Genomic DNA, 23,557 nt, shown 5'->3' with positions numbered 1-23,557 from the left:
GGCTGCCTCTTCAATGCGCATGGGGCGCCTCCGGGGGAGAGCTGCTCTCGTGCAGCCCGCCCATCAGCAGACCGATCCTTTCCCGCGTCAGTTCGCCGGCCGGGAACGGGCGGGAAAGACGGCCTTCGCAGATGACGGCAATATCGGTCGCCACTTCGAAGATCTCATCGAGATCCTGGCTGATGACGACGACGGCCGAACCGCTTCTTGCGAGATCGACGAGCGCCTGGCGGATGCGGCTTGCCGCCCCGGCATCGACGCCCCAGGTGGGCTGGTTGACGACGAGCACCGCCGGCTGACGGTCGAGCTCGCGCCCGACGATGAACTTCTGCAGGTTACCGCCGGACAAAGAGCCGGCGGCCGGGTCATCGCCGCTCTTGCGGACATCCATCGCCTCGGAAATGCGCCTTGCGGCGGACTTCACCGCCCCGCGGCGGATCATGCCGAGCAGGCCCAGAAACGCCTTGCGGTCCGACTGGCTGCGGGCAAGGACAAGATTGTCCGACAGTTTCATGGCGGAGACGGCGGCGTGGCCGTGGCGCTCCTCCGGCACGAAGCCGGCGCCGAGAAGACGGCGGGCGGTAATGCCCTGATTGCCGACCGGTTTCTTGCGGATGACGATCGCCTCGGCCGAGGCGACCGGATATTCGCCAGACAGTGCATCGAAGAGCTCGCTCTGCCCGTTGCCCGCGACACCCGCAATGGCGAGGATCTCGCCGGAGCGCACCGCCATCGAGACATCACGCAGCGACATGGCGAAAGGGGTGCGCGCGGCGACGGAAAGGTTGGCGACGGCAAGCTGCACCTCGCCCCGGTCGCTGCGCTCCGGATGCGTCACGGTCGCCACTTCGCTGCCGACCATCATGCGAGCGAGCGAGGCAGGCGTTTCCCGCTTCGGATCGCAGGCGCCGGTCACGCGGCCATGACGCAGGACGGTGGCGCGATCGCAGATGCGCTGCACCTCCTCCAGCCGGTGGCTGATATAGAGAACCGAACGCCCTTCGGCGCGCAACTTAAACAGCGTCTCGAACAGCTTGTCGGCCTCCTGCGGCGTCAGCACCGAGGTCGGCTCGTCGAGGATGATGAGCTTCGGGTTCTGCAGTAGCGCGCGGACGATCTCGATGCGCTGACGCTCGCCGACCGAGAGATCGGCGACATGGGCATGCGGGTCGAGCGGCAGGCCGTAGGCGACGGACAGCGCCCTCGCCTCCTCGGAGATTCTGTCGATCGGAATGGCGTCATCGAGCGACAGTGCGATGTTTTCGGCAACCGTCAGCGCCTCGAACAGCGAGAAATGCTGGAAGACCATGCCGATGCCGAGCTTACGGGCTTCACCGGGCGACGCGATCGCGACCGGCTGGCCCTGCCAGAGGATATTTCCGCCCGTCGGCTCGAGAACGCCGAACAGCATCTTCACCAGGGTGGATTTGCCTGCACCATTTTCGCCGAGAAGCGCATGAATTTCGCCCGGCGCGATATCGAGATCGATTTCATTGCAAGCGGCAAAGCCACCGAAGAACTTCGTCAGCTTCTGGACCGATAATAACGCACCGGAATCCGGCACATTCAATGGCGACACGTTCCCCTCATTTCTTCTGCCAACCGGTCCGTTCGGATCTCATGGAATCAGCAGCGTCGTTCCTGTTGTTTTTCTTGTTTCCAGATCCACGTGAGCCCGCCCAACCTCACGCAGCGGATAGGTTTGATTGATATTGATACGCACTTTGTTGCTTTGCACAATATCAAATAGCGCGTTGGCACTGTCGATCAGTTCCTGACGCGCGGCAATATAGGTGAATAGCGTCGGCCGAGTCGCAAAGAGCGAGCCCCTCTGCGCCAGAGCCGCGAGGGTAAAATTCTCGATCGGCCCGGAAGATTGGCCGAAGGAGGCAAAAAGGCCGCGCGGCTTGAGACATTCGAGCGACTGTGGAAAAGTATCCCGGCCGATCGAATCGTAGACGACATCCACCCCCTTGCCGCCGGTGATGTCGCGGACACGGTCGACGAAGCTATCGCTCTTGTAGTTGATCACATGATCGTAGCCATGGGCGAGCGCCAGCTCGATCTTGTCTTCAGAGCCCGCCGTGCCGATGACGGTGGCGCCGAGCGCCTTTGCCCACTGGCCGGCGATCAGGCCGACGCCGCCGGCAGCGGCGTGCAACAGCAGGACCGTCTGCGGACCGACCTTGAAGGTGCGGTTCAGAAGATATTCGGCAGTCATGCCCTTCAGCATCATCGCCGCCGCCGTTTCGAGTTCTACGCCGTCAGGCACATGCACCAGATGCCGCGTCTCGATATTGCGTTCGGCGCTATAGGCGCCGTCGGCGCTGGCATAGGCGACACGGTCGCCGACCTTGAAATGCTCGACGCCGGGGCCGACCGATGTCACGGTGCCGGCGCCCTCCTTGCCGGTGACGAAGGGCAGATGCGGGGTCTTGTAGGTGCCGTTGCGGAAATAGACGTCGATGAAATTGAGACCGACCGCCGCCTGCCTGATCTGCACCTCACCCGCCGAGGGCGAGGGAAGATCGATCTCGACATAGTCGAAAACCTCCGGCCCGCCCGTCCTCGAGAATGAAACCGCCTGTGTTTTGGTCATCTTGCCTGTCCTATGCTTCGCGTCCAAGGGCGGGGAAGAATTGCAGCACCGCGCCGATGACGTAAAGATAGGCTCCGGTCACGATGAAGAGAATGAGCGCCCATTCGGGTGTGTCGAAATGCATCAGCAGCGAAAATATCCCCAGCGCCGACCACAGGAAAAAGACGCCGAGATTGAGCGGGCGCAGCCTTTTGACCCGGACCGGGTGGAGGAAATTGATCGGCAGAAAGGTCAGCACCACCGAGACGATGACAACAGTGAGCGCCGTCGTGGCGCTGGCATCGATGACGAACAGCGTGAAAACGATCATGTTCCAGACGACGGGGAAGCCGGAGAAGAAATACTCGTCCGTCTTCATGCCCATATCGGCATAGTAGATGGCGCTGGAGACGACGATCATGCCGGCGGCGACGAAGGACCAGGGCTCGCCGATCATGCCGCTCTGATAGAGCGCGAAGGCCGGCAGAAGCACATAGGTGACGTAATCGATGATATTGTCGAGCGTATCGCCTGACCAGTTCGGCAGCACTTCCTTGACGCGCACCTTGCGGGCGATCGGCCCGTCTATGCCGTCAACGAGAAGGGCAAGTCCCAGCCACCAGAACATGTCGATGAAGCGGTGCTCGGCGGCGGCAACGACGCCGAGAAAGGCAAGGAAGGAGCCGGATGCCGTCAGGATATGGACGGAAAAGGCGCGCATCTCCGCATAAGGAACACGCTTGTAGTTGAAAATCTTCATATTCCCCCGACCGCCCTATCGCGCTCGCCCCGGCAAGCATCTTTTTTTCGCCACCAACGCCCAACCCTGTTGCTGAATCGGGTCCGACGCCGTAGGTCTTTGTTGTCGCACCGTTTTTGCCGAAACCGGCATCCGTTTCCGGCGTGCTGCTCTACTATGCATCCTTTGCCGGGCTTCGCCAGCGGGAAATACGACATTCCCCACCCGCCCCCTGCTCCCCATTGAATCCTGACAATGACATGCATATTTCCCTTTAGAAGCGTCGCGTGGAATGGAATGCCTTTAATTCCGGCCCGATATGTAATATCTCGCTCGCATCCGACAGTTCATCCGACGAAACGGGATCCTCTACCGCAATGAACGCGCCTGCAAAGACCGAAGACTTCGCCTCGTCCATCCCCGCCGGCGTCTATGCCGAGACGGTGCTCGATGTCACGCACTATACCGACCGGCTCTTCCGCTTCACGATGACCCGGCCGCAGGGCTTCCGTTTCCGTTCCGGCGAATTCGCGATGATCGGCCTGATGGTCGAGGGCAAGCCGGTGTTCCGCGCCTATTCGATCGCCAGCCCCGCCTGGGCCGAAGAGCTTGAATTCTTCTCGATCAAGGTGCCGGACGGCCCACTCACCTCACATCTGCAGGCGATCAAGCCGGGCGACCAGGTACTGATGCGCAAGAAGCCGACGGGCACGCTTGTGCTCGATGCGCTGACGCCCGGCCGTCGTCTCTACATGTTCTCGACGGGAACGGGCATTGCGCCTTTTGCCAGCCTGATCCGCGATCCCGAGACCTACGAGAAGTTCGAGGAAGTCATCCTGACCCATACGACACGCGATGTCGCCGAACTGAAATACGGCTTCGACCTCGTGCACGAGATCCAGAATGATGAGCTGCTGAAGGAAGTCGTCGGCGACAAGCTGCGCCACTACCCCACAGTCACGCGTGAGGATTTCGAATATCGCGGCCGCATCACCGATTTAATCTCCTCCGGCAAGCTGTTCACCGATCTCGGCGTACCGCCGCTCGATCCGGTGATCGACCGCGGCATGATCTGCGGTTCCTCGGCCATGCTGAAGGATACCAAGGAACTGCTCGAGAAGGCCGGCCTCGATGAAGGCGCCAACAGCAAGCCCGCCGAATTCGTCATCGAGCGCGCTTTCGTCGGCTAAACCATCTCTGACAATCCGATCTATGAACGGCTCCGGAAACGGGGCCGTTTCTATGTCCGGCTGAGGTAGTCGATCAGCACCGCCATGGTGGTGCGCGCTTCATCCGGCCTGCCCTGATGGATGGCGCGGATGACGGCGACGTGCAGCGAGATAGCGCGGTCCATGCGCTCCGGGCTTGCCTTGGAGTACCAGAGGCGACGTGAATGCGTCTGCACCGGGCCGAGTGCTGCCGTGATAAAGCCGTTCGGGCAGGCATCTTCAAGGATTTCGTCGAAGGCCTTGTCGGCGGCGAAAAAGCCGTCGAGATCGCCGGTGACGGCGCATTCCTCCATCGCGCGGGCGCAATCGATGAGGCGCGCGCGCTGCTCATCGCTCGCGTGTTCGGCGACGAGGCTTGCCGCGATCGGCTCCAGCTCGCGGCGCACCTGCATGACATTGCAATGATCCTCAGGCGCGATCTCGGCGACCTGCAGCCCAACGCGCGGCTTGACCAGGATCAGCCCCTGCCAGGCAAGCTTCTGGATCGCCTCGCGCACCGGCGTACGCCCATGGCCCGCCAACTCGATCAGCTGCTTTTCAGTGACCAGCGCGCCGGGCTTCAACGCCAGCGTCACGATCAGATGCTCCAGCGCCAGATAGGCAAGATGGCTCTGAGACGTCTGCAATACGGAGCTCCGTCGCCAAGTCTGATATATCACATAGTGACACGACCAAAAACCGAAGACAAGTCGGCATTGAAATATCAGAATAGAGACAGATAGATAACATTCGCGAGGTTGCTGAAAATCGGCGAATGGCATTGCCGGCACGGGCGTCTACGCCGTGATTGGCTCCTGCCGACCACCCCACTCTCCGTCGCGCTCGGCCTTAAGCCGAGCATCCACCACGCATCCATCAGCAGCCGCGGCATGGATCCTCGGCTCAAGGCCGAGGAGGACGGAGAGTGCGGTTGGCTTTCTCGCCAAACTCGCCCTCGCCTACAGAGGCAAACCGCGTCGGCTGTTTCCTCAGGCCGGCACCTTCCCTCGATCACTCCTTGCGGAACGCCCGGCTGGAAACCGAGATCGAATTTTGGCACGGGTCTTTGGCATTGGCGAACTGATAGCCATAGGCTTTATGGATAACACCGAACTCAAGGCCGTTTTCCGCGCATCGTCTGCAAAAAGCCTCGACGTCCTCCACGTCGAAGACCAGTTTGATGGTGGATTGGCCGCTCCGCTGGCCCTTGGCGGCTTGGTGCAGCATGATATTCGCACCGCCGTCCTGAGCGATGAGTTCAATGATCCTGTCGCCCGGCAGGCTGGTCGCCTTGAAACCGAAGTGCTTCTCATAAAAGCGCGCCGTTTCCTCGACATTCCCAGCATAGATCACCACCCTGTTGAGCGGCATGATGCCAGCCTCCGATTGCGCTTGCATTCGATTGACAAGAGTAGAGGGACATCACGCGTTTCGCCACGGCGCATTATTCGTGCCGCAACGCCTCGATGGGATTCAACTGCGCGGCCCTTCTCGCCGGGAAATAGCCGAAAATCATGCCGATCGCCGCTGAGAAGAGGAAGGCGACGGCGACCATTAGCGGGCTGAAGACGAAGGGCACCTTCAGGAGAGTCACGGTGCCGAAGCCGAGGCCGAGGCCCAGTATGATGCCGGTGATGCCGCCGAACAACGACAGCGCCACCGCCTCGACGAGGAACTGGGTGAGCACCTGGCTTTCGAGCGCGCCGATCGCCAGGCGGATGCCGATCTCACGGGTGCGCTCGGTGACGGAGACCAGCATGATGTTCATGATGCCGATGCCGCCGACGAGCAGGCTGATCGCAGCGACGGCGCCGAGCAGGCCGGTCAGCAGCGTCGTCGTGCCGGTCATCGCCTCGGCGATCTGGGTCATGTCGTTGACGTTGAAATCGTCCTGGCGGCCGGGCACGATCTTGCGGCGCTCGCGTAGGAGATTTTCGACATCGGACTGCACCTTCGCGGTGGAGACGCCGTCGCGCGCCGAGATGATGATCTGCGGCACGTTGCTGTTGCCGCTGATGCGCCGCTGAAACACCTTGACCGGCATGATGACGACATCATCCTGGTCGTTGCCTATGCCGGACTGGCCGCGCTTGGCCAGCACGCCGATGACGGGGCACGAGACCTTGCCGACGCGGATCTGCTGGCCCGTGGGGTCGGCGCTGCCGAAGAGCTGCGAGCGCACCGTCTCGCCGATAATGCAGCGCGCCTGGCCGCGTTCCTCGGCAGGGGTGAAATTGCGGCCGAGCGCCAGGTTCCAGTCCTGCGCGATGAAATAATCGTTGGTGGTGCCGGAGACGCTGGTGGAATGGTTCTGGCCGCCGAAAATCACGGTCGCCGTCGACTGGTTGAGCGGCGCCACGGCCCTGAGGCCGCCGATCTGGTCGCGGATGGCCGCGACGTCCTTGACGCTGAAGCGCTTAGCCTCGGAGCTCGCCCGGCCGGGGCCGAACTGGCCGGGACGGACGAACAGCATGTTGGTGCCGAGCCGCGACAGCTCGGTCGAGACCTGCGCAGTCGTGCCGTTGCCGATCGTCACCAGCGCGATGACGGCGGCAACGCCGATGACGACGCCGAGCAGGGTCAGGAACGAGCGCAGCATGTTGCGGCTAATGGCCCGCAGCGCCAGCTTCAGCGTCTCAAAGAACATGATCCGCCCTCCTCCGGTGCTCGACTTCCGTCTCCAGCTTGCCGTCGACGAAACGCAGCAGCCGCTGCGCATAGGCGGCGATATCGGGCTCGTGGGTGACCATGACGATGGTGATGCCCTGCTCGCGGTTCAGCCGGGTCATCAGATCCATGATCTCGACGCTGGTCTTGGTGTCGAGATTGCCGGTGGGCTCATCGGCGAGCAGCAGCGCCGGCTCGGTGACGATGGCGCGGGCGATGGCGACGCGTTGCTGCTGGCCGCCTGACAGTTCCTGTGTCTTGTGATGCTCGCGCCCGGTCAGGCCGACCAGCGCCAAGGCTTCGCGGGCCCGCTCGCGCCGCTCGCGCACCGCCATGCCGCGATAGATCAGCGGCAGCTCGACATTCTCGACGGCCGAGGTGCGCGACAGCAGGTTGAAGCCCTGAAAGACGAAGCCGAGCATGTGGCGGCGCAGCAGCGTCAGCTGGCTGCGATCGAAGCCGCTGGTCGGGATGCCTTCGAAGATGTAGTCACCGGCGCTCGGCACGTCGAGGCAGCCGAGAATGTTCATCGCCGTCGATTTGCCGGAGCCAGACGGCCCCATGATCGCGACGAATTCATGGGCGTTGATCGCAAGATCGACGTGGTCGAGCGCGCGGATCGCCGCCTCGCCCTCGCCATAGACTTTCGAGACCTGTCTGAATTCGATGAGCGGCGGGCTTGCCATCCGTCTCTCCGCCTAGTTCGCACGCGCCGTGGCGTCGATCACCAGTGCGTCGTCTTGCTTGAGGTCGCCGGAGACGACCTGGGTGAACTGGCCGTCGGATGAGCCGACCTGGATGACAACAGGCACTGGGCGGCCGTTGCGCAGCACCCAGACTCGGCGCTGCGTGCCCGTCAGCGCCGAACCGGCATTGTTGTTGCGCTGGCGTTGCGGGCCGAAGATACCGAAAATGCCGCGGCCGCGCCTTTCCGCCTGCGCAGGCGCATAGCGCAAGGCGGCGTTCGGTACCATCAGCGTGTCCTTGACGGCCTCGACGGTGACATCGGCCGTCGCCGTCATGCCGGGGCGCAGCAGCAGATCGGCATTGTCGACGGATAGTACCGCCTTATAGGTCACGACATTGTTGACCACTTCGGAGGCGAAGCGGATCTGCTCGATCTCGGCGGGAAAGGTCCGGTCGGGATAGGCGTCGACCGTGAACTTCGCCTTCTGGCCGACGGCGATCTGGCCAACATCGGCCTCGTCGACATCAACCTGCAGCTCCATCTTCGTCAGGTCCCCGGCGATGGTGAAAAGGATCGGGGCCGAAAGCGAGGCTGCGACCGTGGCGCCCGGATTGACGGAGCGGGTGAGGATGACGCCGTCGATCGGCGATATGATCTTCGCCTTGGCGAGATTGACTTCGGCGAGCTGCAGGTCGGCCTCCGAGGCCAGGACCTCGGCCTCATTGATCTGTTTGGCGGCGACGGCGGAATCATATTTGTAGCTGGCGTCATCGAGGCTCTGCTGGGTGGAGACGTTGCTCCTGACCAGGCTCTTCAACCGCTCCAGCGAGGTGCTTGCCGATTGCATATCGGCATTGGCCTTGACGACGTTCGCCTTGGCCGAATTGAGCTTGGCGCGCGAGCTCTTCAGATCCGCCTCGAGCTTGTTCGTATCGAGAAGAGCGAGCACTTCGCCTGACTTGACTATGCTGTTGTAATCGACATTGACGTCGCGGACCGTGCCGGAAAGCTCGCTCGATATATCCACCTGCTCGGTCGGCTGTACCGAGCCGGTGGCGGTGACGAGCACCGTCAGGTCGCCGCGTTTTACCGGCTGGGTGGCATAGCTCAATTCGCTTTGCCCACGTCCCAAATAGAAATAAGCGGCGACTGCTGCGGCAGCGATGAGGATCAGCAGGATGATCAGGCGTCCGCGCCAGCGGCTGCGCTTGCCTTGCCGTCCCGATGCGGCCAGAACCGCTGCGAGATCGGATGCTGCGCCTGTCTTTGCTCCGGTTTCGCTGCTGCTTACGATTTTGTTCATGTCGTCCTCAATCAGTCAGTGGCCGCTTGCGGCCTCTGCGGCGAAATAATCACAACGCAGATGAACCGGCGATTAGCGTTGCCGCCGAACTGGCACGGAATCCGGTTGGGTGAAATGAAATATTGGTAAGAAAAGTCAAGTTTCGGTGCGCTTGCTCCCGATGGCGACGCCCTTTAGCAGCCGTCAATCCGCATCCTCGGCAAATTGGCCGGCGCCTGGCAAAGGATGCAGCCACGGTTCCCGCCGCTTGATCCAGACTTCATGGCTAGGCACAAGGTCGGTCGGCGCGCTATCGAGGGATCCCAGGCGGATTTCCACCGCCGCCTCCTGCAGGCAGAAAAGCCTGCTGCCACAAACGGGGCAGAAGCTGCGGCCTGAAAAGGTGGCGATCTCACCGCTGTAGGAAAAAGCCTGGCGCGGCCAGACCGCGAAGACGGTGAAGGCGGAACCACTCGTTTTGCGGCAATCGGCGCAGTGGCAGAGGCCGACGCGAAGCGGCTCGCCTTCCACCCTGTAGGCGACCGCCCCGCAAAGGCAGCTTCCGGTTCGTATCTCCATAGCGCCCGTCAGGCGTCGAGATTAGTCGGCAGGCCCGGCGGGCGCCGCTTTGCCGCCATTAACAGGTCGAGTTCGGTGGCCGACGGGCCGAACTTGTCGTAGAGGCGCTTTGCCTCCTTGTCGTCCAACCGGTATTTCCTGGCAAATTCGCCGATGCTATAAGGGCGGCCACGCAACACTCTCCGCGCCGGGGTCGCCGTATTCGGTGCGTCGGTCATGGTTTTCTCCTTTTCGTCAGGTATCCCTTAAGCTAGAGCGACCCGTCGATTTGGAAAGAGCCGGCGAGCCGTATCAAGGCTTTCCGGCGTGGATGGATGCGGTTGTTTTCCTGCAACCTTTTTCGCCGACATGCGCATTTTTTGATCGAGGTTGCGGGCCGCGCCAAGCAGACGCAGCGGTGCCAGCCTGTGCTGCGTGCCGCACAAAAACTCTAACGTGCGGATACAAGGGGCTGCCTGAGCAGGCCGACGACAACCGTGAGCGCGTCCCGGGCTTCGACGTACGCTCGGCGCGATCAAGGAACAACGATTGCCATGGTTAGAAAGCCGCTTTCTCGAAGGTATTCGACGAGTTCGGAAAATGGGATCATGGCGATGGTGAAGAGAGAATCTCTTGATGTCACCAGCAGCGCCCGGTTGGAAATCGCCGGAGCCTGCCCCCACTCAAAATTGGAGAAATTGGGCCAGAACAACGGTGTGCGCCTGGCGTATTCCGCATATGGCTCGGCGAAGAGGTGAGACAGATATACGGCCTCCCGCTTCGCCGTATATCTGAACACAAGATAGGCGAGCAGCGTGAAAATTCCGGTGAAAAGCAGACTCCCAAACACCAGGCAGACACCGCTGATCATGCAGAGCGAAAAGAGATAAAGAGGGTTGCGCGTGATCGAATAAGGTCCCTCGGTCACAAGCGCGGAATTCTTTCGACCTCCAATATAGATGGTCGACCAGATCCGTCCGATTATGCCAAAGGCGATCAACAATGTACCGAACTGAGCGAGCAGGGTCAGAAAAAGGCTTTCAGATCCAAGGCCCGGATGCGCGATGAGCTGGAAGGTGACGAAAGCAACGGTCAGCACCCAAAAAGCAAAAATTCGCCGCTTCTGCTTGAAAGGGCGGTCGGAGGAAGTCGTATAAGCCATCAATATTTTCCGTTCTCTATAAAGTCTTCGAAACGCTCTGCAGGCTGTGCCTCAGAGCGAGGTTGAATTCGGGGGTCGAGACAACAATCAGCTATCCGCAATCCCTCTGTTTGCAGGGATGCTTTTCCTGAGCGCGCCACTCCTTGACGAGTTGGCGGCGGTTTCCCGGATAATGATCGTCCAGGAAACTGACGGTCATGACGTGGTCAGCTTGGAAGATGCGAAAGTCGCCCTGCAGTTCGCACCAACCTGCGATAAATCGCTGTGAATCAATAAATCCCAGCATGATTGGCCATATGGTCCTTTCGGCCACGGCCCCGCTTTGATCTTTGTGCGTGATGCTTATCTTTCGCTGCTCGCGCATCGCTCGCCTGACCTGCGCCAGATCAACAACCGATGAACCTTTTTCAGAACGACCAACAAAGAACGTATTATCGTCCAAGCCCCGTCGCAGGTCGGGGGGGAGCACACCCCCGATTTTTGCGAGCGCGTTTTGAACAGCGTGCGCCAAAGCATCGTCTGTGTGCCGACTAACCCACTGCGCGCCAGCGACAAGCGCCTGGATCTCTTCTTCCGTGAAAGACAGAGGCGGCAAAAGGAAGCCCGGCTGCAGTAGGTAGCCGACCCCGGGCTCTCCATCGATATCGGCGCCCATGGCCTGCAGCGTCACGATGTCACGACGGATGGTCCGCAGCGAAACGCCGAGCTCGCGCGCAAGCGTCAAGCCGGCCACCGTTCCGCGGTGACGACGAAGAACTTGCATCAGGTCAAATAATCGATGGCTTCGTGACACGCTCACTCCATCACGACGAGGGCTTTTCCGGCGAGCTTCCGTCCGGACTCAAGAGCCGTGATGAGTGGAATCGCTTCGCTGAGAGGCACGATCTCGGCGATCGGAAGGCGAAGATTTTCGTCCTTGGCGGCACGAGCGAGTCTATCGAGAATCTCGGACCTCGGTGTGCACACCACAACCTTCAGTCTTCGGTTGAACATCGACCGAATGAATTTCCCCGGCGTGGGATTGAGGTCGACGAACCGGCCATTCTGACGCAAGAGCCCAAGCCCCACGGCGTCCGTCATTGTCGCAGCCGTGTCGTAGACCACATCGAAACGCTCGCGAACCGTCGACAAATCAGTTGTCCGATAGTCGAACACGGTTTGAACGCCGAGGGCCCGCGCCCGTTCCGTCGCCACCGCGCTGCAACTGCCCGAGACCTTAGCGCCCAGAATCTGCGCGATCTGCACAGCCGCTTCGCCCACCGCACCGGTACAGCCATTGATGAAGACGTGCTCGCCGGCAGTCAGCTTCGCTTTGTCGACCAGCCCATTCCAAGAAGTGGCTCCAGGCGTTCCGAGACAGGCCGCCTCCTCAAACGAAACGGTGTCGGGCTTCTGGGCCAAGAAACTGTCCTTAGTGACGACAGCCTCTCCCAGGGCGCCGCTCTCCTTGAACCGGGCAAGACCGAACACGGCATCGCCGATCTTGAAACGCGTCACCCCTTCACCGACCGAAATGACCGTCCCGGAAATATCCATCCCCATTGCGCGAGGAAAAGCCCTTCCCGTAACGATCTTCATCCGTCCCGCCCGCAGCTTCCAATCGATGGGATTGATCGCTGCAAACTTGATCTTGACTGCCACTTGTCCTTTACCCGGCGAAGCCAGTTCGAACTCCTCGAGCCGCATGAGATCGGGGCCGCCGTACTGGTGATATTGAATGCGTTTCATGGTGGTCATTCTTCCTGTTTTGCTGAAGGCACGATTGTGACGGTGGCAACCGCCGCGAGCCCGGGCAGCGCCAGCGGCCCGATGACCAGGCGACCTCCCTGCCCGCGCTTGACGGGGATGCTTGGGGATCGCATGGACATCCGCGGAGGCAATTTCCGGCGTCGCCGCGAAGTCTGATGACCATGGCTTTCCTGAATTCCGTCACGTCGATGCAGGTTAGACCACCACGGTGCCAGATTCTGGCACCATCGTTGGTGTGACGTCGTCCGCTTGGAGATCTAGCGGCCGAGCAGCGATCTTCGGGAGGGATTGCCGCGATCGGTCACGGCAATCCACACCCATCAGGAGCGGCTGTTCATGCGCTCGAACAGGGCTTCGCCCATCCGGCGCGTGTCCGCGGAGATGCCGACGAGGATCTCATTCTTATCCGCTTCAAGCTGCGCCAGCGCATCGGCAGCGAACTCTTCCGAGGAGACCATCATGCGGCTTGCTGTGCCTTCGCTGCGCGTACCACCGCCGAGAGCGGTATCGACGATCGGTGGCGCGAGTTCGATCACCCGAATTGCTGTGGATTTCAACTGATGGCGCAGGCTGAGCGTAAAGGAGTGGATCGCGGCCTTGGTGGCGCAATAGACCGGCACATCGGCCATCGGCGAAAAAGCGAGGCCCGAGCTGACGTTGATGATGAACGCATCCTCTTGCTGCCTCAAGGTGGCGAGCAGCTCGGCGATCAGATGGATCGGCGCCGTCAGATTGATCGCCACTTCCTGATCGAGAGTGTCGATCGCCGGATCACTATTGAAATCACGCCGATGCTGAACGCCGGCGTTGTTGACGATGATATTGAGGGCCGGATGGTCCGCCTTCAGCCATTCGACCATTGAATGGCGGCTCTCGCCGTTGGCAACGTCGCAAATGCGGGTGATCAGCGCAGGCACGTCCTCCTGTGCCTTCCGGAGCGCGGCTTCGCTTCTACCGCAAATGATGACGTGATTGCCCTTTTCGGAAAGGCGCCGCGCGAGCGCAAAACCGATGCCGGTTGCGCCGCCAGTAATGAGAATTGTGTTTCCTGTGAGCTTCAAGGTCGTCCATCCTTCCAACAGTTGAGAAGGCGCGCCGACGATGACGTGGTTATCAGCGGACACACCTTTGCGACCGGCAAGCCGGTCTCAGGTGTCGCGGATACCCTTGGAGGGAGAATTGCCGTCCCTTGAGACGGCGACCGGGCTACCATCCGGTCAGCACTCTTTCGACGGGCCGTTCGTAGCAGAATGCCGATCGAACCGCAATCGGACGCCCATGTTCCGGTGCGCCGAGTTACGCCGCCTACTGATGTGAGCAAGGACGGATGTCCGTTTAAACCATCTCCCAGCCGAGCGCCGTAAGAGCAAAAGGCTTTCGTAGTAGACCGAAACTCTGCCTGTGACCGGCCGCATTGATGATTCATGCTCATAAGTTCATGCGAATTGTGGCGCCTAATCATGGCTGGGCGCGCACCCTATATTCAGAGGATAAGATCGAGAAGCAGTATGAAGGCTGCGGCCGACACAAGCGGAGAGCGAAGATGAACTGGTCGGATAACGAACTCAGCGAGATCGATCAGGCCGACGATCTGAAAATCGCACCGTTTCGCGAAGATGGCGCCACCTATGGCACTCCGACCTGGATCTGGGAGGTTGTCGTCGATGGCGCCCTCTACGTGCGCGGCTACCATGGTCAGAACTCCCGTTGGTATCAAGCCGCGGTCCACCAGAAGGCCGGCCGGATCATTGCTGCCGGCATGACGCGCGCGGTCGCCTTCGAGCCTGTCGTCGGCCCGATCAACGATCGCATCGATGACGCCTATCGCGCCAAATACGGCAAGAGCCAGTATCTCGCGCCAATGGTCAGCGCCCGAGCACGCGCGGCAACCGTCCGGATCACGCCGCGTGAGGAAACTGCCTGATGGCGGTCCGATCCGGATGGCGTCGTCGGTAGCCATCCAAACCAACTCGAGGAAGGAGATGCAAGATGATCAAGCGCAGATTGGGCCAGGGCCTGGAGGTCTCCGCTTTGTCGCTAGGCGCCATGGGCTATGGCAAGGCCCGCGAGCTCCCCGACCGGGCCGAGATGATCGACCTGCTTCGCACCGCCGTCGAACGCGGCATGGATTTCTTCGACACCGCTGAAGTCTATGGCCCCTGGACGAACGAGGAGATGGTGGGCGAGGCACTTGCCCCGGTTCGCGACAAGGTCAAGATCGCAACGAAGTTCGGCTGGGACATCGACCAGGAGACGGGCGCGCACCGCGGTGGTGTCAACAGCAAGCCGGCGCAGATCCGCCGCGCCGTCGAGGGCAGCCTGAAACGTCTGCGCACCGACCATATCGATCTTTATTATCAGCACCGGGTCGATCCAGACGTGCCGATGGAAGATGTGGCCGGGACGGTCAGCGAGCTGATCGCCGAGGGCAAGGTGCGGTGGTTCGGTCTGTCCGAAGCGGGTGCCCAATCGATACGCCGGGCGCATGCGGTGCAGCCGGTGGCCGCGTTGCAAAGCGAATATTCCTTGTGGACCCGCGAGCCGGAGGCCGAAATCATTCCGACGATCGAGGAGCTCGGCATCGGGCTCGTGCCTTTCAGCCCTCTCGGCAAGGGATTTCTGACCGGCAAGATCGACCTCAACACCACATTCGACAGTTCCGATATCCGAGCGGGAATCCCCCGCTTTTCCGAAGAAGCGCGTCTTGCCAATCTCAAGCTGGTCGAGCTGACCGGCAAGATCGGCGAGAAGCATGGTGCGACGCCGGCCCAGGTCGCGCTAGCCTGGCTGCTGGCGCAGAAGCCCTGGATTGTTCCGCTGTTCGGCACACGCAAGCTCGAACGGTTCGAGGAGAATATCGGGGCGCTGAAGGTCACCTTGGACAAGGCCGATCTCGATGAGATTGAGCAGACCAACATCGTCATTCAGGGAGCTCGTTATCCCGAAGAAATGCTGCGTCGATCCGGTCTCTAGCGGCACATTCCACAGCAACCTGCTTCGACGCTGACGATGAGCGCATTGCGGCTTTCGTCGTCCGCCGTTGCAGGCCCATTCCAGGCGATGCCGGAACAACCCAGTTGGAAGGATATCATCATGAAACGAATTTTGGCCGCCACGGCAATCTCGCTCACGATGGGCGAGCCTCTCATGGCCCAGGAAGGAAGTGGAGGCGGGGCCATGCCGGCAAGTACTTCATCATTGTCGGTCAGCGACATCCAGTCCGTATCGCCGGCTCTTGGCCGATACGCTGAAGAGGACGTGCTCGGAAATCTGTGGCAGCGGCCGCAACTGTCACGCCGCGATCGCAGCATCGTCACTCTGGCCGTGCTGATCGCCCGAAACCAGGCAATCGATCTGAAGCACTACGTCGACATCGCTCTCGACAGCGGGGTGAGCCCGACGGAGGTCTCCGAGATCATCACGCATCTGGCTTTCTACGCGGGCTGGTCGAACGCGATGTCGGCAGTCGCCGCGACCAAGGACGTCTTCAAAGACCGGGGCATCACCGCCGACCAGCTGCCTGCGGCCGCTCCGCAACTGCTGCCGCTCAACGAAGAGGTCGAGCGCCAACGCGCCACCGGCGTCGAGAAGAATGTCGGTCCGATCTCTCCGGGGCTGGTGCAGTTTACGACTGACCCGCTGTTCCTCGATCTCTGGCAGCGGCCGGGCCTTGCACCGCGAGACCGCAGCCTTGTGACGGTCAGTTCGCTGATCGCATCGGGCCAGAGCGCCCAGATCACCTATCACCTCAACCGCGCCATGGATAACGGCCTGACCGCCGACGAAGCCGGTGAGGTCGTTGCCCATACGGCCTTCTACGCCGGCTGGCCGAACGCCTTCTCTGCGTCGTTGGTTGTCGGAGAAGTGCTGCGCAGCCGGGCGAAGTGAAGCTCCAGCCTGCAGCAAAAGCACGCCGGTCCGGCGCAAAGGGTTCCGACGTTCTTGCTGCTCCAAAGCTCCAAGGCTTCATTGCTACCATTTCATAGGCAGGCGTTTATGATGAGCGTCGGTCTATGAGGAGGAATCATCAGTGGAGCGCCAGAATATCAACGACCTGATGGTGTTCCTGGTGGTTGCGAGGGAGCGCAGTTTCACCAAAGCCGCAGCCAAGTTCGGCGTCTCGCAGTCGGCGCTGAGCCATACGCTCCGTCAGCTCGAGCAGCGGCTGGGCGTGCGGCTGCTGACGAGGACGACGCGCAGCGTCTCACCGACCGAGGCAGGCGAGCGGATGCTGCAGAGCATCGGTCCGCTTTTCGACGAGATCGGATCTGCGCTCGATGGGCTCAACATTCTTCGGGACCAGCCGGCGGGAACCGTCCGGCTGACCGCCGGCGACTACCAGATCCAGTGCTACATATGGCCGAAGCTTCGAACCTTTCTCCAACAATATCCCGACATCAGGCTCGAACTGGACGTGAACTATGGTCTGCAGGACATTGTCAGTGAAGGCTACGATGCCGGCGTGCGCTTCGGCGAACAGATCGCCAAGGACATGATCTCGGTGAGGATCGGGCCGGATGTTCGCTTCGCGGTCGTCGCCGCAGAATCCTATTTTGCCTCACGCGATATTCCAAGGCATCCGAAGGACCTCATGCAGCACAGGTGCATCAATCTGCGCCTGCCCACCTATGGCGGCCTTTATGCCTGGGAGTTCGAAGAGAACGGCCGCGAGATCAAGGTTCGGGTGGACGGACAGCTGGTCTTCAACACGATCTACAACGTTCTCGAGGCGGCTCTCGACGGCTTCGGCTTTGCCTATGTCCCGGAAGATATCGCCAAGCTCCATCTCGGAACTGGTCGCCTCCACCGGTTTCTGGAAGATTTTTCGCCCTATTGGGAGGGCTTCCATCTCTACTACCCGAGCCGACGCCAGTCCTCGCCCGCTTTTTCCCTTCTCGTGAACGCGTTGCGTTATTCAACGTGAGCGGCTGCGGACGACACCGTGGCGAGCCGCTTTTTGCACTGTTGCGCGGCTCCTGCGGAAATGAAGCGCAAACGGCGGCCATCTCGTCTCTGACGGCCAGCGGCATGTTCAGCCCCGCCTATTTGCGGCAAGCGATCGATGCGGTCGGCGTGGACCGCATCCTGTTCTCGACAGACTACCCATACCAATATCGCCCCGGAGGCGATGCGCGGCGATTTGTCGAAGGTCTGGAGCTCGATGCGGCCCATAAGGCAAAGTTCGCGCATGCGAATTGGGAGCGCCTCACCGCAGGCCGCTTGCTCGCCTGATCTCGGCAGAAAGCTCCCGTTCGTGAGGCAGACTCATAAGGTCTTGCAATTTGCCGCCGGTAATCCTTTCCGATGCGTGACCCATTTACTCACGTGAGCGATCCACTGCTTCGCCCCTGAGCACCGGTCCCAGCATCGACTATTCCGGCTGACGGACTACTGAAGGCGCGGAGCCGCGAGTCAAGAACCCGTTCAAGCTGTTGTTGGTGGAGCGGACGCTCAGCGACGTGATAGCGCAAGCGAGGACTGATCCATGAAGTTCGACACACCTGCAGGACCGAACCCGATTGACCGGATGACCGTTGTCGGCCAGCCTCACAACCGCTTCGAGGCAGAGCTCAAGACGACTGGGACGGCGACTTACGCCTACGAATATCACAACGTCGCACCAAACGCCGCCTACGGCTATATCCTTGGCGCGGCAATTGCCAAGGGCCGGATCCCATCGATCGACACTCGGCGCGCCGAGGCCGCGCCCGGCGTGCTGGCCGTCATTACTCACCGCAATGCCGGTCCACTTGGTGTCGGAAAATTTTATGTCCAGCGCATGTTGGCTGCCCCTGATGTCGATCACTACCATCAGCCTGTTGCAGTCGTGGTGGCCGAAACCTTCGAACAGGCACGCGCGGCTTCCTCGCTGATCCGCGTCGACTACGCTCGCAGCCCGGGCCGCTTCGATCTCGCCGAGCAACTGGACAGCGCGCCGGTTGCACCGCAGATGGAGTTTGGTGGACCGACCGAGACGCAGGTCGGAGACTTCGACCAGGCTTTCGCAGCCGCGGAGGTGAAGGTTGACGAGACCTATACTGTTCCCGACCAGGCGCATGCAATGATGGAGCCGCATGCGACGATCGCGACCTGGGATGGCGATCGGGTGACGTGCTGGACCTCAATTCAGCAGATGGATTGGGGAACCCGCGATCTCGGACTCATTCTCGGCATTCCGCGCGAAAACGTTCGGCTGATCTCACCCTTCATCGGCGGCGGCTTCGGCGGCAAGGGCACGGTGCAGTCAGATCTGGTGCTGGCGGCCGTTGCCGCGCGCATGGTGCGGCGACCGGTGAAGATCGCGCTTCAACGTCCGATAATGTTCAACAATACGATCCATCGGCCGAAGACGATCCAACGGATCCGGCTCGGCGCCTCGCGCGACGGGAGGCTGACGGCGGTCGGGCATGAGAGCTGGTCGGGCAATCTCGCCGGCGGCCGCACCGAGCCGACCACCCTTTCGACACGGTCGCTCTACGCGGGAGCGAACCGGATGACAGCTGTCCGGCTGGCGACGCTCGACCTGGCCGAGGGCAATGCCATGCGCGCGCCGGGAGAGGCGCCCGGTTTGATGGCGCTCGAGATCGCCATGGACGAGATGGCAGAGAAGCTCGGCATGGATCCGGTCGAGTTCCGCATCTTGAACGATACCCAGGTGGACCCGGAAAATGCCGATCGGCCTTTTTCCTCGCGTCCCTTCGTTGAATGCCTGCGCACGGGCGCCGAACGCTTCGGATGGAGCATGCGCAAAAATGAGACAGGTCAAGTCCGCGATGGTGACTGGTTGATCGGCATGGGCATGGCGGGTGCGATCCGCGGGGCACCGATTTCAAAGGCCGGAGCGCGGGTTCGTCTCGATCGCCAGGGCATGCTGACAGTCGAGACCGACATGACGGACCTTGGCACCGGCAGCTACACGATCGTGCAGCAGACGGCGGCCGAGATGATGGGTCTGCCAATCGACCACGTAGTGGCAAAGCTCGGGGATTCGAGCTTTCCGGAGACGCCGGGATCTGGAGGACAGCAGGGTGCGCCTTCGGTCACCGCAGGCGTCTATGCTGCCTGCACGAAGCTGCGAGCGGTGGTCGCCCAGCGTCTGGGCTTCAACGCCGCAGAGGCTGAGTTCATTGGCGGTGAGGTTCGGTCCGGAAATCGAAGGGCGCTGCTCGCCAGCGCTGCCGCCGATGGCGATCTCGTCGCCGAAGACGTCATGGAATTCGGCGATCTGGCGAAGCGCTTCGCGATCCAGACCTTCGGGGCGCATTTTTCTGAGGTCGGCGTCGACGTCTGTACCGGCGAAATCCGCGTTCGCCGCATGCTCGCAGTATGCGCCGCCGGCCGCATCCTCAACCCCAAGACCGCGCGCAGCCAGGTGATCGGCGGGATGACAATGGGGATCGGGGCGGCCCTGATGGAAGAGATGGTGGTCGATAAGAGATCCGGCTTCTTCGTCAATCATGATCTCGCCGGCTACGAGGTTCCGGTCCACGCCGACATCCCTCATCTCGAGGCCGTGTTCCTCGACGAAGTGGATCCAGCGATATCGCCGGTGAAAGCGAAAGGTGTCGGGGAACTGGGACTGACTGGTGTCGCGCCGGCCGTCGCAAATGCGGTCTACAACGCAACAGGCGTGCGGGTGCGACAATATCCGATCACACTGGAGAAATTGCTCGATCGGTTGCCTCATCGCGAGTGATAGTCCCGGCGAATGACTAGAGCTCTCAAAGGACATCAGGATAGACGCCGACCATCCTCGCCGAAGAGGTGCAGCACGTCGGGGTCGAGATGCAGCGGCAGGCCATCGCCCGATTTCATGCGCTGCTGGCCGGCAAAGACCGCAATCAGTTTCTTCCCGCCTGCGTCGGCGTGGACGACGGTCTCCGAGCCCAGTTCCTCGACAAGAGTGACGCGGGTATCCAGTCTGCTCACTGAACCCGCATCGGCAAGGGTGATGTGTTGGGGGCGGATGCCGATGCTGACCCTTTCGCCCGCTGGGCGTGCCTCCTTGGCAACCACGGAAAGACGATGGCCGCCGACGGTTTCGACCTCAGCGAAACCGTCCTCGTGACCGACAATCGCACCTTCGAGAAAATTCATGTGCGGCGCGCCGATGAAGCCGGCGACGAAGCGGTTGGCCGGCTTATTGTAGAGTTCCAGCGGTGTTCCCACCTGCTCGATCCTGCCGCCTCTCAGCACGACGATGCGGTCGGCCAGCGTCATTGCCTCGACTTGGTCATGGGTGACGTAGATCATCGTCGCCTTCAGGCGGGCGTGAAGGGCCGCCAGTTCGGCACGCATGCTGACCCTGAGTTCGGCGTCGAGATTGGATAGCGGCTCGTCGAGCAGGAAGGCATCCGGCCGCCGCACGATGGCGCGGCCGATCGCCACGCGCTGGCGCTGGCCGCCGGAGAGCTGGCCCGGACGGCGCTGCAGGAAAGGTTCGATCTCCAGCATGCGCGCGGCGTCGGTGATGCGCGCTTCGATTTCGGCTTTCGCTACCTTGGTATTCTCGAGACCGAAGGCGAGGTTTTCCCTGACGCTCATATGCGGATAGAGCGCATAGGACTGGAAGACCATGGCCAGGCCGCGATCGGCTGCGCTGATAGCGGTAACATCCTTGCCGTCGATGGCAATGCTGCCGGCAGTCGGCTTATCGAGGCCGGCGATCAGGCGCAGCAGCGTCGATTTTCCGCAGCCGGATGGGCCGACGAAAGCGACGAACTCGCCGTCGTTGACATGAAGCGAGACATCGCGAATGACCTCGACGGCGCCGAAATTCTTGACGATGTTCCTGAGCTCGAGCCCGCTCATGCACTCTCCTGTTTCTTATATTAAGATTGGCCTATTTGAGCCCCGAGCCGGCAATGCCCGTCGTGATGAAGCGCTGCAGGAAGACGAAGATCAGCACGACCGGGATCATCGAGACGACGGTCATGGCGAGGATATAATGCCATTGCACATTGAGCTCGCCGGCATAGACGTTGAGGCCGACTTGCAGCGTATAGAGTTCCTTGCGCGAGAGCACGATCAACGGCCAGAGGAAGTCGTTCCAGCGCCAGACGACCGAGAAGATTGCCAGCACGGCGAGAGCCGGCGCCGACAGCGGCAGGATGATACGCCAGTAGATCTGCCATTCGCTGGCCTTATCCATACGCGCGGCATCGAGCAATTCGTCGGGGATCGTCAGCATGTATTGCCTGAGCAGGAAGACCCCCGTCGGGGTGGCGACCGTCGGCAGGATGACACCCCAGAGGCTGTCGAAGAGGTTCAGCGTGCCGATGACGGAATAGAGCGGCACGACGATGACCGAGAGCGGCACCATCAGCGTTGCCAGGATCATCAGCATGACGGCGGTGCGGCCGGGGAACTGGTATTTCGACAGCGCGAAGGCGGCCATGGAATTGACGAGCAGCGTAATAGCCGTCGCCACGACGGTGACGAAGACGGAGTTGCGCAGGAACAGGAAGAAATCGAAGCGCTGGAACGGTTCGGTGTAGTTGCCGCCGGCGAATTCGACCTGACGCACCGGTGTGCGGTCCTTGATATTCGCCTTGACGATTTCACCCGGCTGTTTCGGATCGACCATCTGGCCGATGATGCCGATGCGGCGGACTTCGGCAAGCACGCGGGTGCTGCCATCCGGCATCGCGACATTATAGAGCGGCAACGGCTTGTCGTAGCCCGGCACCACGGCCTGCTCGGTGACATAGGGCAGGAAGGACGGCGGGAATTCGGCAAGGGCCGCCGGCGTCTTGAAGGAAGAGAAGACCAGCCAGACGGCGGGGCCGAACATCAGGAAGACGCCCGAGATCAGCCAGATCCAGGTGACCACATCGGTCCAGTGCCAGCCGCGGCCGCGGCGGCGGAGCAGGAAGGCAGAGACTGCGCTCATTGGCGTGCTCCCTTCTTCTCGTTGCGGCTACTGACGCCGAGCTGGACCAGGGTCAGGATGACGAGCACGATGCCCATCAGGATCGAGGCGGCCGAAGCCAGTCCCGGATTGCGCAGCGAACTCGCAAAGCCGGTCTCGTAGATATATTGGGTGATGTACATGGTGCTGGTGCCCGGTCCGCCGCCGGTGAGCACGAAGACCTCGTCGAAAATCTGCACGGCGCGGATCAGCGCCAAGACCAGCACGACGATGAGGTTCGGCATCAGAAGCGGCAGGGTAATGCGCCGGAAGATGCGGGTCGGACGGGCGCTGTCCATCGCCGCCGCCTCGTAAAGATCGCGCGGGATCGCCTGCAGGCCGGCGAGCAGGATCAGCGCATAAAAGCCCATATGCGCCCAGACCGAGACGAAGACGGCAAAGAAGAAGGCCCAGAAACGATCGCTGAGCCAGGAGAAGGGTTCGAAGCCGAAGGGGCTCAGCGCATAATTCAACAGGCCTTCGCGCTGCAGGATCCATTTCCAGATCAGGCCGACGACGACGGGCGACAGCAGCACCGGGAAGAAGAAGACGGCGCGCCAGAAGCCGCGATTGGAAAGCTCGCGGTTGAGGATCAAAGCCGTTGCGAGCGCTGCGATCAGCATCACTGTGACCTGAAAGACGACGAAGACGGCGGTGTTGCGTACCGCCGCCCAGAACGTGTCGGCGGCACAGGTCGAGGGATCGAGATAGCTGCGGCAATCGAAGAGGATGCGGTACTGGTCGGCGCCGACATAGGTCCTGTTCTGCAGGAAGATGGCGCTGCCGCTCGTCGTCGAATAGATGAAGTTGATGACCAGCGGCAGCAGCACGAAGACGGTGAAGATCAGCATGTTGGGCGCCAGGAAGACGCCCGCCATGCCGTTCAGCCCGGTCAGTTTCTGCCAGGCACGCATGGGAATGTCGACGATCCCCATCACGAGCCGGACAGGCGCCGAGAGCGCCTGCCGCAGACCGGTTCTCGCCGGTGGTTCAGAAGAAGCCGTCTTCGCCGTCAT

The 23,557-nt window shown here is 61.4% G+C and carries 24 protein-coding genes; 7 read left to right on the top strand and 17 right to left on the bottom strand.

The features are described 5' to 3' along the window. Positions 1–10: 10 nt before the first annotated feature. The 3 genes from RlegSU303_RS10550 to pcsA are packed head-to-tail and all read right to left on the bottom strand — an operon-like array spanning position 11 to position 3,338. Entirely contained in the window at positions 11–1,579 is a 1,569-nt protein-coding gene (locus RlegSU303_RS10550; protein ID WP_094086000.1) for an ABC transporter ATP-binding protein, read from the bottom strand. Positions 1,580–1,618: 39 nt separating this feature from the next. Next, the gene (locus RlegSU303_RS10545) at positions 1,619–2,599 is read right to left on the bottom strand and encodes a quinone oxidoreductase family protein (RefSeq protein WP_231283800.1); all 981 of its coding nucleotides are present in this window, start codon (positions 2,597–2,599) and stop codon (positions 1,619–1,621) included. Positions 2,600–2,609: 10 nt separating this feature from the next. After that, positions 2,610–3,338 (bottom strand): phosphatidylcholine synthase, encoded by a 729-nt coding sequence (pcsA, locus tag RlegSU303_RS10540; RefSeq protein WP_012757415.1) that lies wholly within the window; start codon positions 3,336–3,338, stop codon positions 2,610–2,612. A 356-nt stretch (positions 3,339–3,694) separates the two neighbouring features. Here pcsA and RlegSU303_RS10535 point away from each other — a divergent pair, with 356 nt between their 5' ends. Continuing rightward, positions 3,695–4,507, top strand: coding sequence for a ferredoxin--NADP reductase (locus RlegSU303_RS10535; protein ID WP_003559318.1), 813 nt, complete (start codon positions 3,695–3,697; stop codon positions 4,505–4,507). Positions 4,508–4,557: 50 nt separating this feature from the next. On the opposite strand, the gene RlegSU303_RS10530 is transcribed toward RlegSU303_RS10535, so the two are convergent. The 11 genes from RlegSU303_RS10530 to RlegSU303_RS10480 all read right to left on the bottom strand — a co-directional run bounded on the left by RlegSU303_RS10530 (position 4,558) and on the right by RlegSU303_RS10480 (position 13,692). Next, complete coding sequence (locus RlegSU303_RS10530; protein WP_131630443.1) at positions 4,558–5,172, bottom strand: GntR family transcriptional regulator; 615 nt, start codon at positions 5,170–5,172, stop codon at positions 4,558–4,560. A gap of 364 nt (positions 5,173–5,536) precedes the next feature. Continuing rightward, complete coding sequence (locus tag RlegSU303_RS10525; protein ID WP_151517390.1) at positions 5,537–5,896, bottom strand: VOC family protein; 360 nt, start codon at positions 5,894–5,896, stop codon at positions 5,537–5,539. A 73-nt stretch (positions 5,897–5,969) separates the two neighbouring features. Continuing rightward, positions 5,970–7,172, bottom strand: coding sequence for an ABC transporter permease (locus RlegSU303_RS10520; RefSeq protein WP_168280281.1), 1,203 nt, complete (start codon positions 7,170–7,172; stop codon positions 5,970–5,972). Continuing rightward, positions 7,162–7,878, bottom strand: coding sequence for an ABC transporter ATP-binding protein (locus RlegSU303_RS10515; RefSeq protein ID WP_025394513.1), 717 nt, complete (start codon positions 7,876–7,878; stop codon positions 7,162–7,164). Before RlegSU303_RS10515 ends, RlegSU303_RS10520 begins: the two co-directional genes overlap by 11 nt. 12 nt (positions 7,879–7,890) lie before the next feature. After that, positions 7,891–9,183: an efflux RND transporter periplasmic adaptor subunit gene (locus RlegSU303_RS10510; protein ID WP_231283799.1), complete on the bottom strand. Its 1,293-nt coding sequence runs from the start codon at positions 9,181–9,183 to the stop codon at positions 7,891–7,893. 183 nt (positions 9,184–9,366) lie between these two features. Beyond that, the gene (locus RlegSU303_RS10505) at positions 9,367–9,741 is read right to left on the bottom strand and encodes a GFA family protein (RefSeq protein ID WP_131622657.1); all 375 of its coding nucleotides are present in this window, start codon (positions 9,739–9,741) and stop codon (positions 9,367–9,369) included. Between the two features lie 8 nt (positions 9,742–9,749). Next, positions 9,750–9,959: a hypothetical protein gene (locus tag RlegSU303_RS10500; RefSeq protein ID WP_003539563.1), complete on the bottom strand. Its 210-nt coding sequence runs from the start codon at positions 9,957–9,959 to the stop codon at positions 9,750–9,752. Between the two features lie 296 nt (positions 9,960–10,255). After that, positions 10,256–10,882 carry a methyltransferase family protein gene (locus RlegSU303_RS10495; RefSeq protein ID WP_151518306.1) on the bottom strand — a complete coding sequence of 209 codons (627 nt, stop codon included), beginning with the start codon at positions 10,880–10,882 and terminating at the stop codon, positions 10,256–10,258. A 91-nt stretch (positions 10,883–10,973) separates the two neighbouring features. Then, complete coding sequence (locus RlegSU303_RS10490; protein ID WP_168275259.1) at positions 10,974–11,681, bottom strand: helix-turn-helix transcriptional regulator; 708 nt, start codon at positions 11,679–11,681, stop codon at positions 10,974–10,976. Continuing rightward, on the bottom strand, positions 11,678–12,610 hold the full coding sequence (locus RlegSU303_RS10485) for an NAD(P)-dependent alcohol dehydrogenase (RefSeq protein ID WP_168275331.1): 933 nt from the start codon (positions 12,608–12,610) through the stop codon (positions 11,678–11,680). The genes RlegSU303_RS10490 and RlegSU303_RS10485 overlap by 4 nt, the downstream gene beginning before the upstream one ends. Before the next feature lie 341 nt (positions 12,611–12,951). After that, positions 12,952–13,692 (bottom strand): SDR family oxidoreductase, encoded by a 741-nt coding sequence (locus RlegSU303_RS10480; protein ID WP_168275258.1) that lies wholly within the window; start codon positions 13,690–13,692, stop codon positions 12,952–12,954. A gap of 482 nt (positions 13,693–14,174) precedes the next feature. Here RlegSU303_RS10480 and RlegSU303_RS10475 point away from each other — a divergent pair, with 482 nt between their 5' ends. The 6 genes from RlegSU303_RS10475 to paoC all read left to right on the top strand — a co-directional run bounded on the left by RlegSU303_RS10475 (position 14,175) and on the right by paoC (position 20,327). After that, positions 14,175–14,555, top strand: coding sequence for a DUF2255 family protein (locus RlegSU303_RS10475; protein ID WP_168275256.1), 381 nt, complete (start codon positions 14,175–14,177; stop codon positions 14,553–14,555). Positions 14,556–14,620: 65 nt separating this feature from the next. Further along, the gene (locus RlegSU303_RS10470) at positions 14,621–15,604 is read left to right on the top strand and encodes an aldo/keto reductase (RefSeq protein ID WP_168275254.1); all 984 of its coding nucleotides are present in this window, start codon (positions 14,621–14,623) and stop codon (positions 15,602–15,604) included. Positions 15,605–15,724: 120 nt separating this feature from the next. Next, positions 15,725–16,519: a carboxymuconolactone decarboxylase family protein gene (locus tag RlegSU303_RS10465; RefSeq protein ID WP_231283798.1), complete on the top strand. Its 795-nt coding sequence runs from the start codon at positions 15,725–15,727 to the stop codon at positions 16,517–16,519. 142 nt (positions 16,520–16,661) lie between these two features. Continuing rightward, positions 16,662–17,555, top strand: coding sequence for a LysR family transcriptional regulator (locus tag RlegSU303_RS10460; protein ID WP_011651929.1), 894 nt, complete (start codon positions 16,662–16,664; stop codon positions 17,553–17,555). A 104-nt stretch (positions 17,556–17,659) separates the two neighbouring features. Beyond that, positions 17,660–17,863, top strand: a complete 204-nt coding sequence (locus RlegSU303_RS10455) for an amidohydrolase family protein (RefSeq protein WP_231283797.1) — start codon at positions 17,660–17,662, stop codon at positions 17,861–17,863. Between the two features lie 253 nt (positions 17,864–18,116). Then, positions 18,117–20,327 (top strand): aldehyde oxidoreductase molybdenum-binding subunit PaoC, encoded by a 2,211-nt coding sequence (paoC, locus tag RlegSU303_RS10450; protein WP_231283796.1) that lies wholly within the window; start codon positions 18,117–18,119, stop codon positions 20,325–20,327. A 35-nt stretch (positions 20,328–20,362) separates the two neighbouring features. On the opposite strand, the gene RlegSU303_RS10445 is transcribed toward paoC, so the two are convergent. From RlegSU303_RS10445 to RlegSU303_RS10435, 3 genes are read right to left on the bottom strand one after another with little or no spacing between them, the layout of a single operon-like run. Next, positions 20,363–21,442 (bottom strand): ABC transporter ATP-binding protein, encoded by a 1,080-nt coding sequence (locus RlegSU303_RS10445; RefSeq protein WP_131630432.1) that lies wholly within the window; start codon positions 21,440–21,442, stop codon positions 20,363–20,365. A gap of 31 nt (positions 21,443–21,473) precedes the next feature. After that, on the bottom strand, positions 21,474–22,523 hold the full coding sequence (locus tag RlegSU303_RS10440) for a carbohydrate ABC transporter permease (protein WP_003539547.1): 1,050 nt from the start codon (positions 22,521–22,523) through the stop codon (positions 21,474–21,476). Then, positions 22,520–23,557: a carbohydrate ABC transporter permease gene (locus RlegSU303_RS10435; RefSeq protein WP_094086014.1), complete on the bottom strand. Its 1,038-nt coding sequence runs from the start codon at positions 23,555–23,557 to the stop codon at positions 22,520–22,522. Before RlegSU303_RS10435 ends, RlegSU303_RS10440 begins: the two co-directional genes overlap by 4 nt.

Source organism: Rhizobium sp. SU303, from assembly GCF_021052345.1.
GTDB classification, from domain to species: Bacteria; Pseudomonadota; Alphaproteobacteria; order Rhizobiales; family Rhizobiaceae; genus Rhizobium; species Rhizobium laguerreae.
Note: the sequence above shows the minus strand (reverse complement) of the source record. Positions and strands in the feature narration are given on the sequence as shown.

Excerpts from the sequence above, each read along its gene's own strand:
- RlegSU303_RS10545 (WP_231283800.1), bottom strand. The coding sequence starts at position 2,599 with ATGACCAAAACACAGGCGGTTTCATTCTCGAGGACGGGCGGGCCGGAG.
- pcsA (WP_012757415.1), bottom strand. The coding sequence starts at position 3,338 with ATGAAGATTTTCAACTACAAGCGTGTTCCTTATGCGGAGATGCGCGCC.
- RlegSU303_RS10535 (WP_003559318.1), top strand. The coding sequence starts at position 3,695 with ATGAACGCGCCTGCAAAGACCGAAGACTTCGCCTCGTCCATCCCCGCC.
- RlegSU303_RS10525 (WP_151517390.1), bottom strand. The coding sequence starts at position 5,896 with ATGCCGCTCAACAGGGTGGTGATCTATGCTGGGAATGTCGAGGAAACG.
- RlegSU303_RS10520 (WP_168280281.1), bottom strand. The coding sequence starts at position 7,172 with ATGTTCTTTGAGACGCTGAAGCTGGCGCTGCGGGCCATTAGCCGCAAC.
- RlegSU303_RS10515 (WP_025394513.1), bottom strand. The coding sequence starts at position 7,878 with ATGGCAAGCCCGCCGCTCATCGAATTCAGACAGGTCTCGAAAGTCTAT.
- RlegSU303_RS10510 (WP_231283799.1), bottom strand. The coding sequence starts at position 9,183 with ATGAACAAAATCGTAAGCAGCAGCGAAACCGGAGCAAAGACAGGCGCA.
- RlegSU303_RS10505 (WP_131622657.1), bottom strand. The coding sequence starts at position 9,741 with ATGGAGATACGAACCGGAAGCTGCCTTTGCGGGGCGGTCGCCTACAGG.
- RlegSU303_RS10500 (WP_003539563.1), bottom strand. The coding sequence starts at position 9,959 with ATGACCGACGCACCGAATACGGCGACCCCGGCGCGGAGAGTGTTGCGT.
- RlegSU303_RS10495 (WP_151518306.1), bottom strand. The coding sequence starts at position 10,882 with ATGGCTTATACGACTTCCTCCGACCGCCCTTTCAAGCAGAAGCGGCGA.
- RlegSU303_RS10485 (WP_168275331.1), bottom strand. The coding sequence starts at position 12,610 with ATGAAACGCATTCAATATCACCAGTACGGCGGCCCCGATCTCATGCGG.
- RlegSU303_RS10475 (WP_168275256.1), top strand. The coding sequence starts at position 14,175 with ATGAACTGGTCGGATAACGAACTCAGCGAGATCGATCAGGCCGACGAT.
- RlegSU303_RS10470 (WP_168275254.1), top strand. The coding sequence starts at position 14,621 with ATGATCAAGCGCAGATTGGGCCAGGGCCTGGAGGTCTCCGCTTTGTCG.
- RlegSU303_RS10465 (WP_231283798.1), top strand. The coding sequence starts at position 15,725 with ATGAAACGAATTTTGGCCGCCACGGCAATCTCGCTCACGATGGGCGAG.
- RlegSU303_RS10455 (WP_231283797.1), top strand. The coding sequence starts at position 17,660 with ATGTTCAGCCCCGCCTATTTGCGGCAAGCGATCGATGCGGTCGGCGTG.
- paoC (WP_231283796.1), top strand. The coding sequence starts at position 18,117 with ATGAAGTTCGACACACCTGCAGGACCGAACCCGATTGACCGGATGACC.
- RlegSU303_RS10445 (WP_131630432.1), bottom strand. The coding sequence starts at position 21,442 with ATGAGCGGGCTCGAGCTCAGGAACATCGTCAAGAATTTCGGCGCCGTC.
- RlegSU303_RS10440 (WP_003539547.1), bottom strand. The coding sequence starts at position 22,523 with ATGAGCGCAGTCTCTGCCTTCCTGCTCCGCCGCCGCGGCCGCGGCTGG.
- RlegSU303_RS10435 (WP_094086014.1), bottom strand. The coding sequence starts at position 23,557 with ATGACGGCGAAGACGGCTTCTTCTGAACCACCGGCGAGAACCGGTCTG.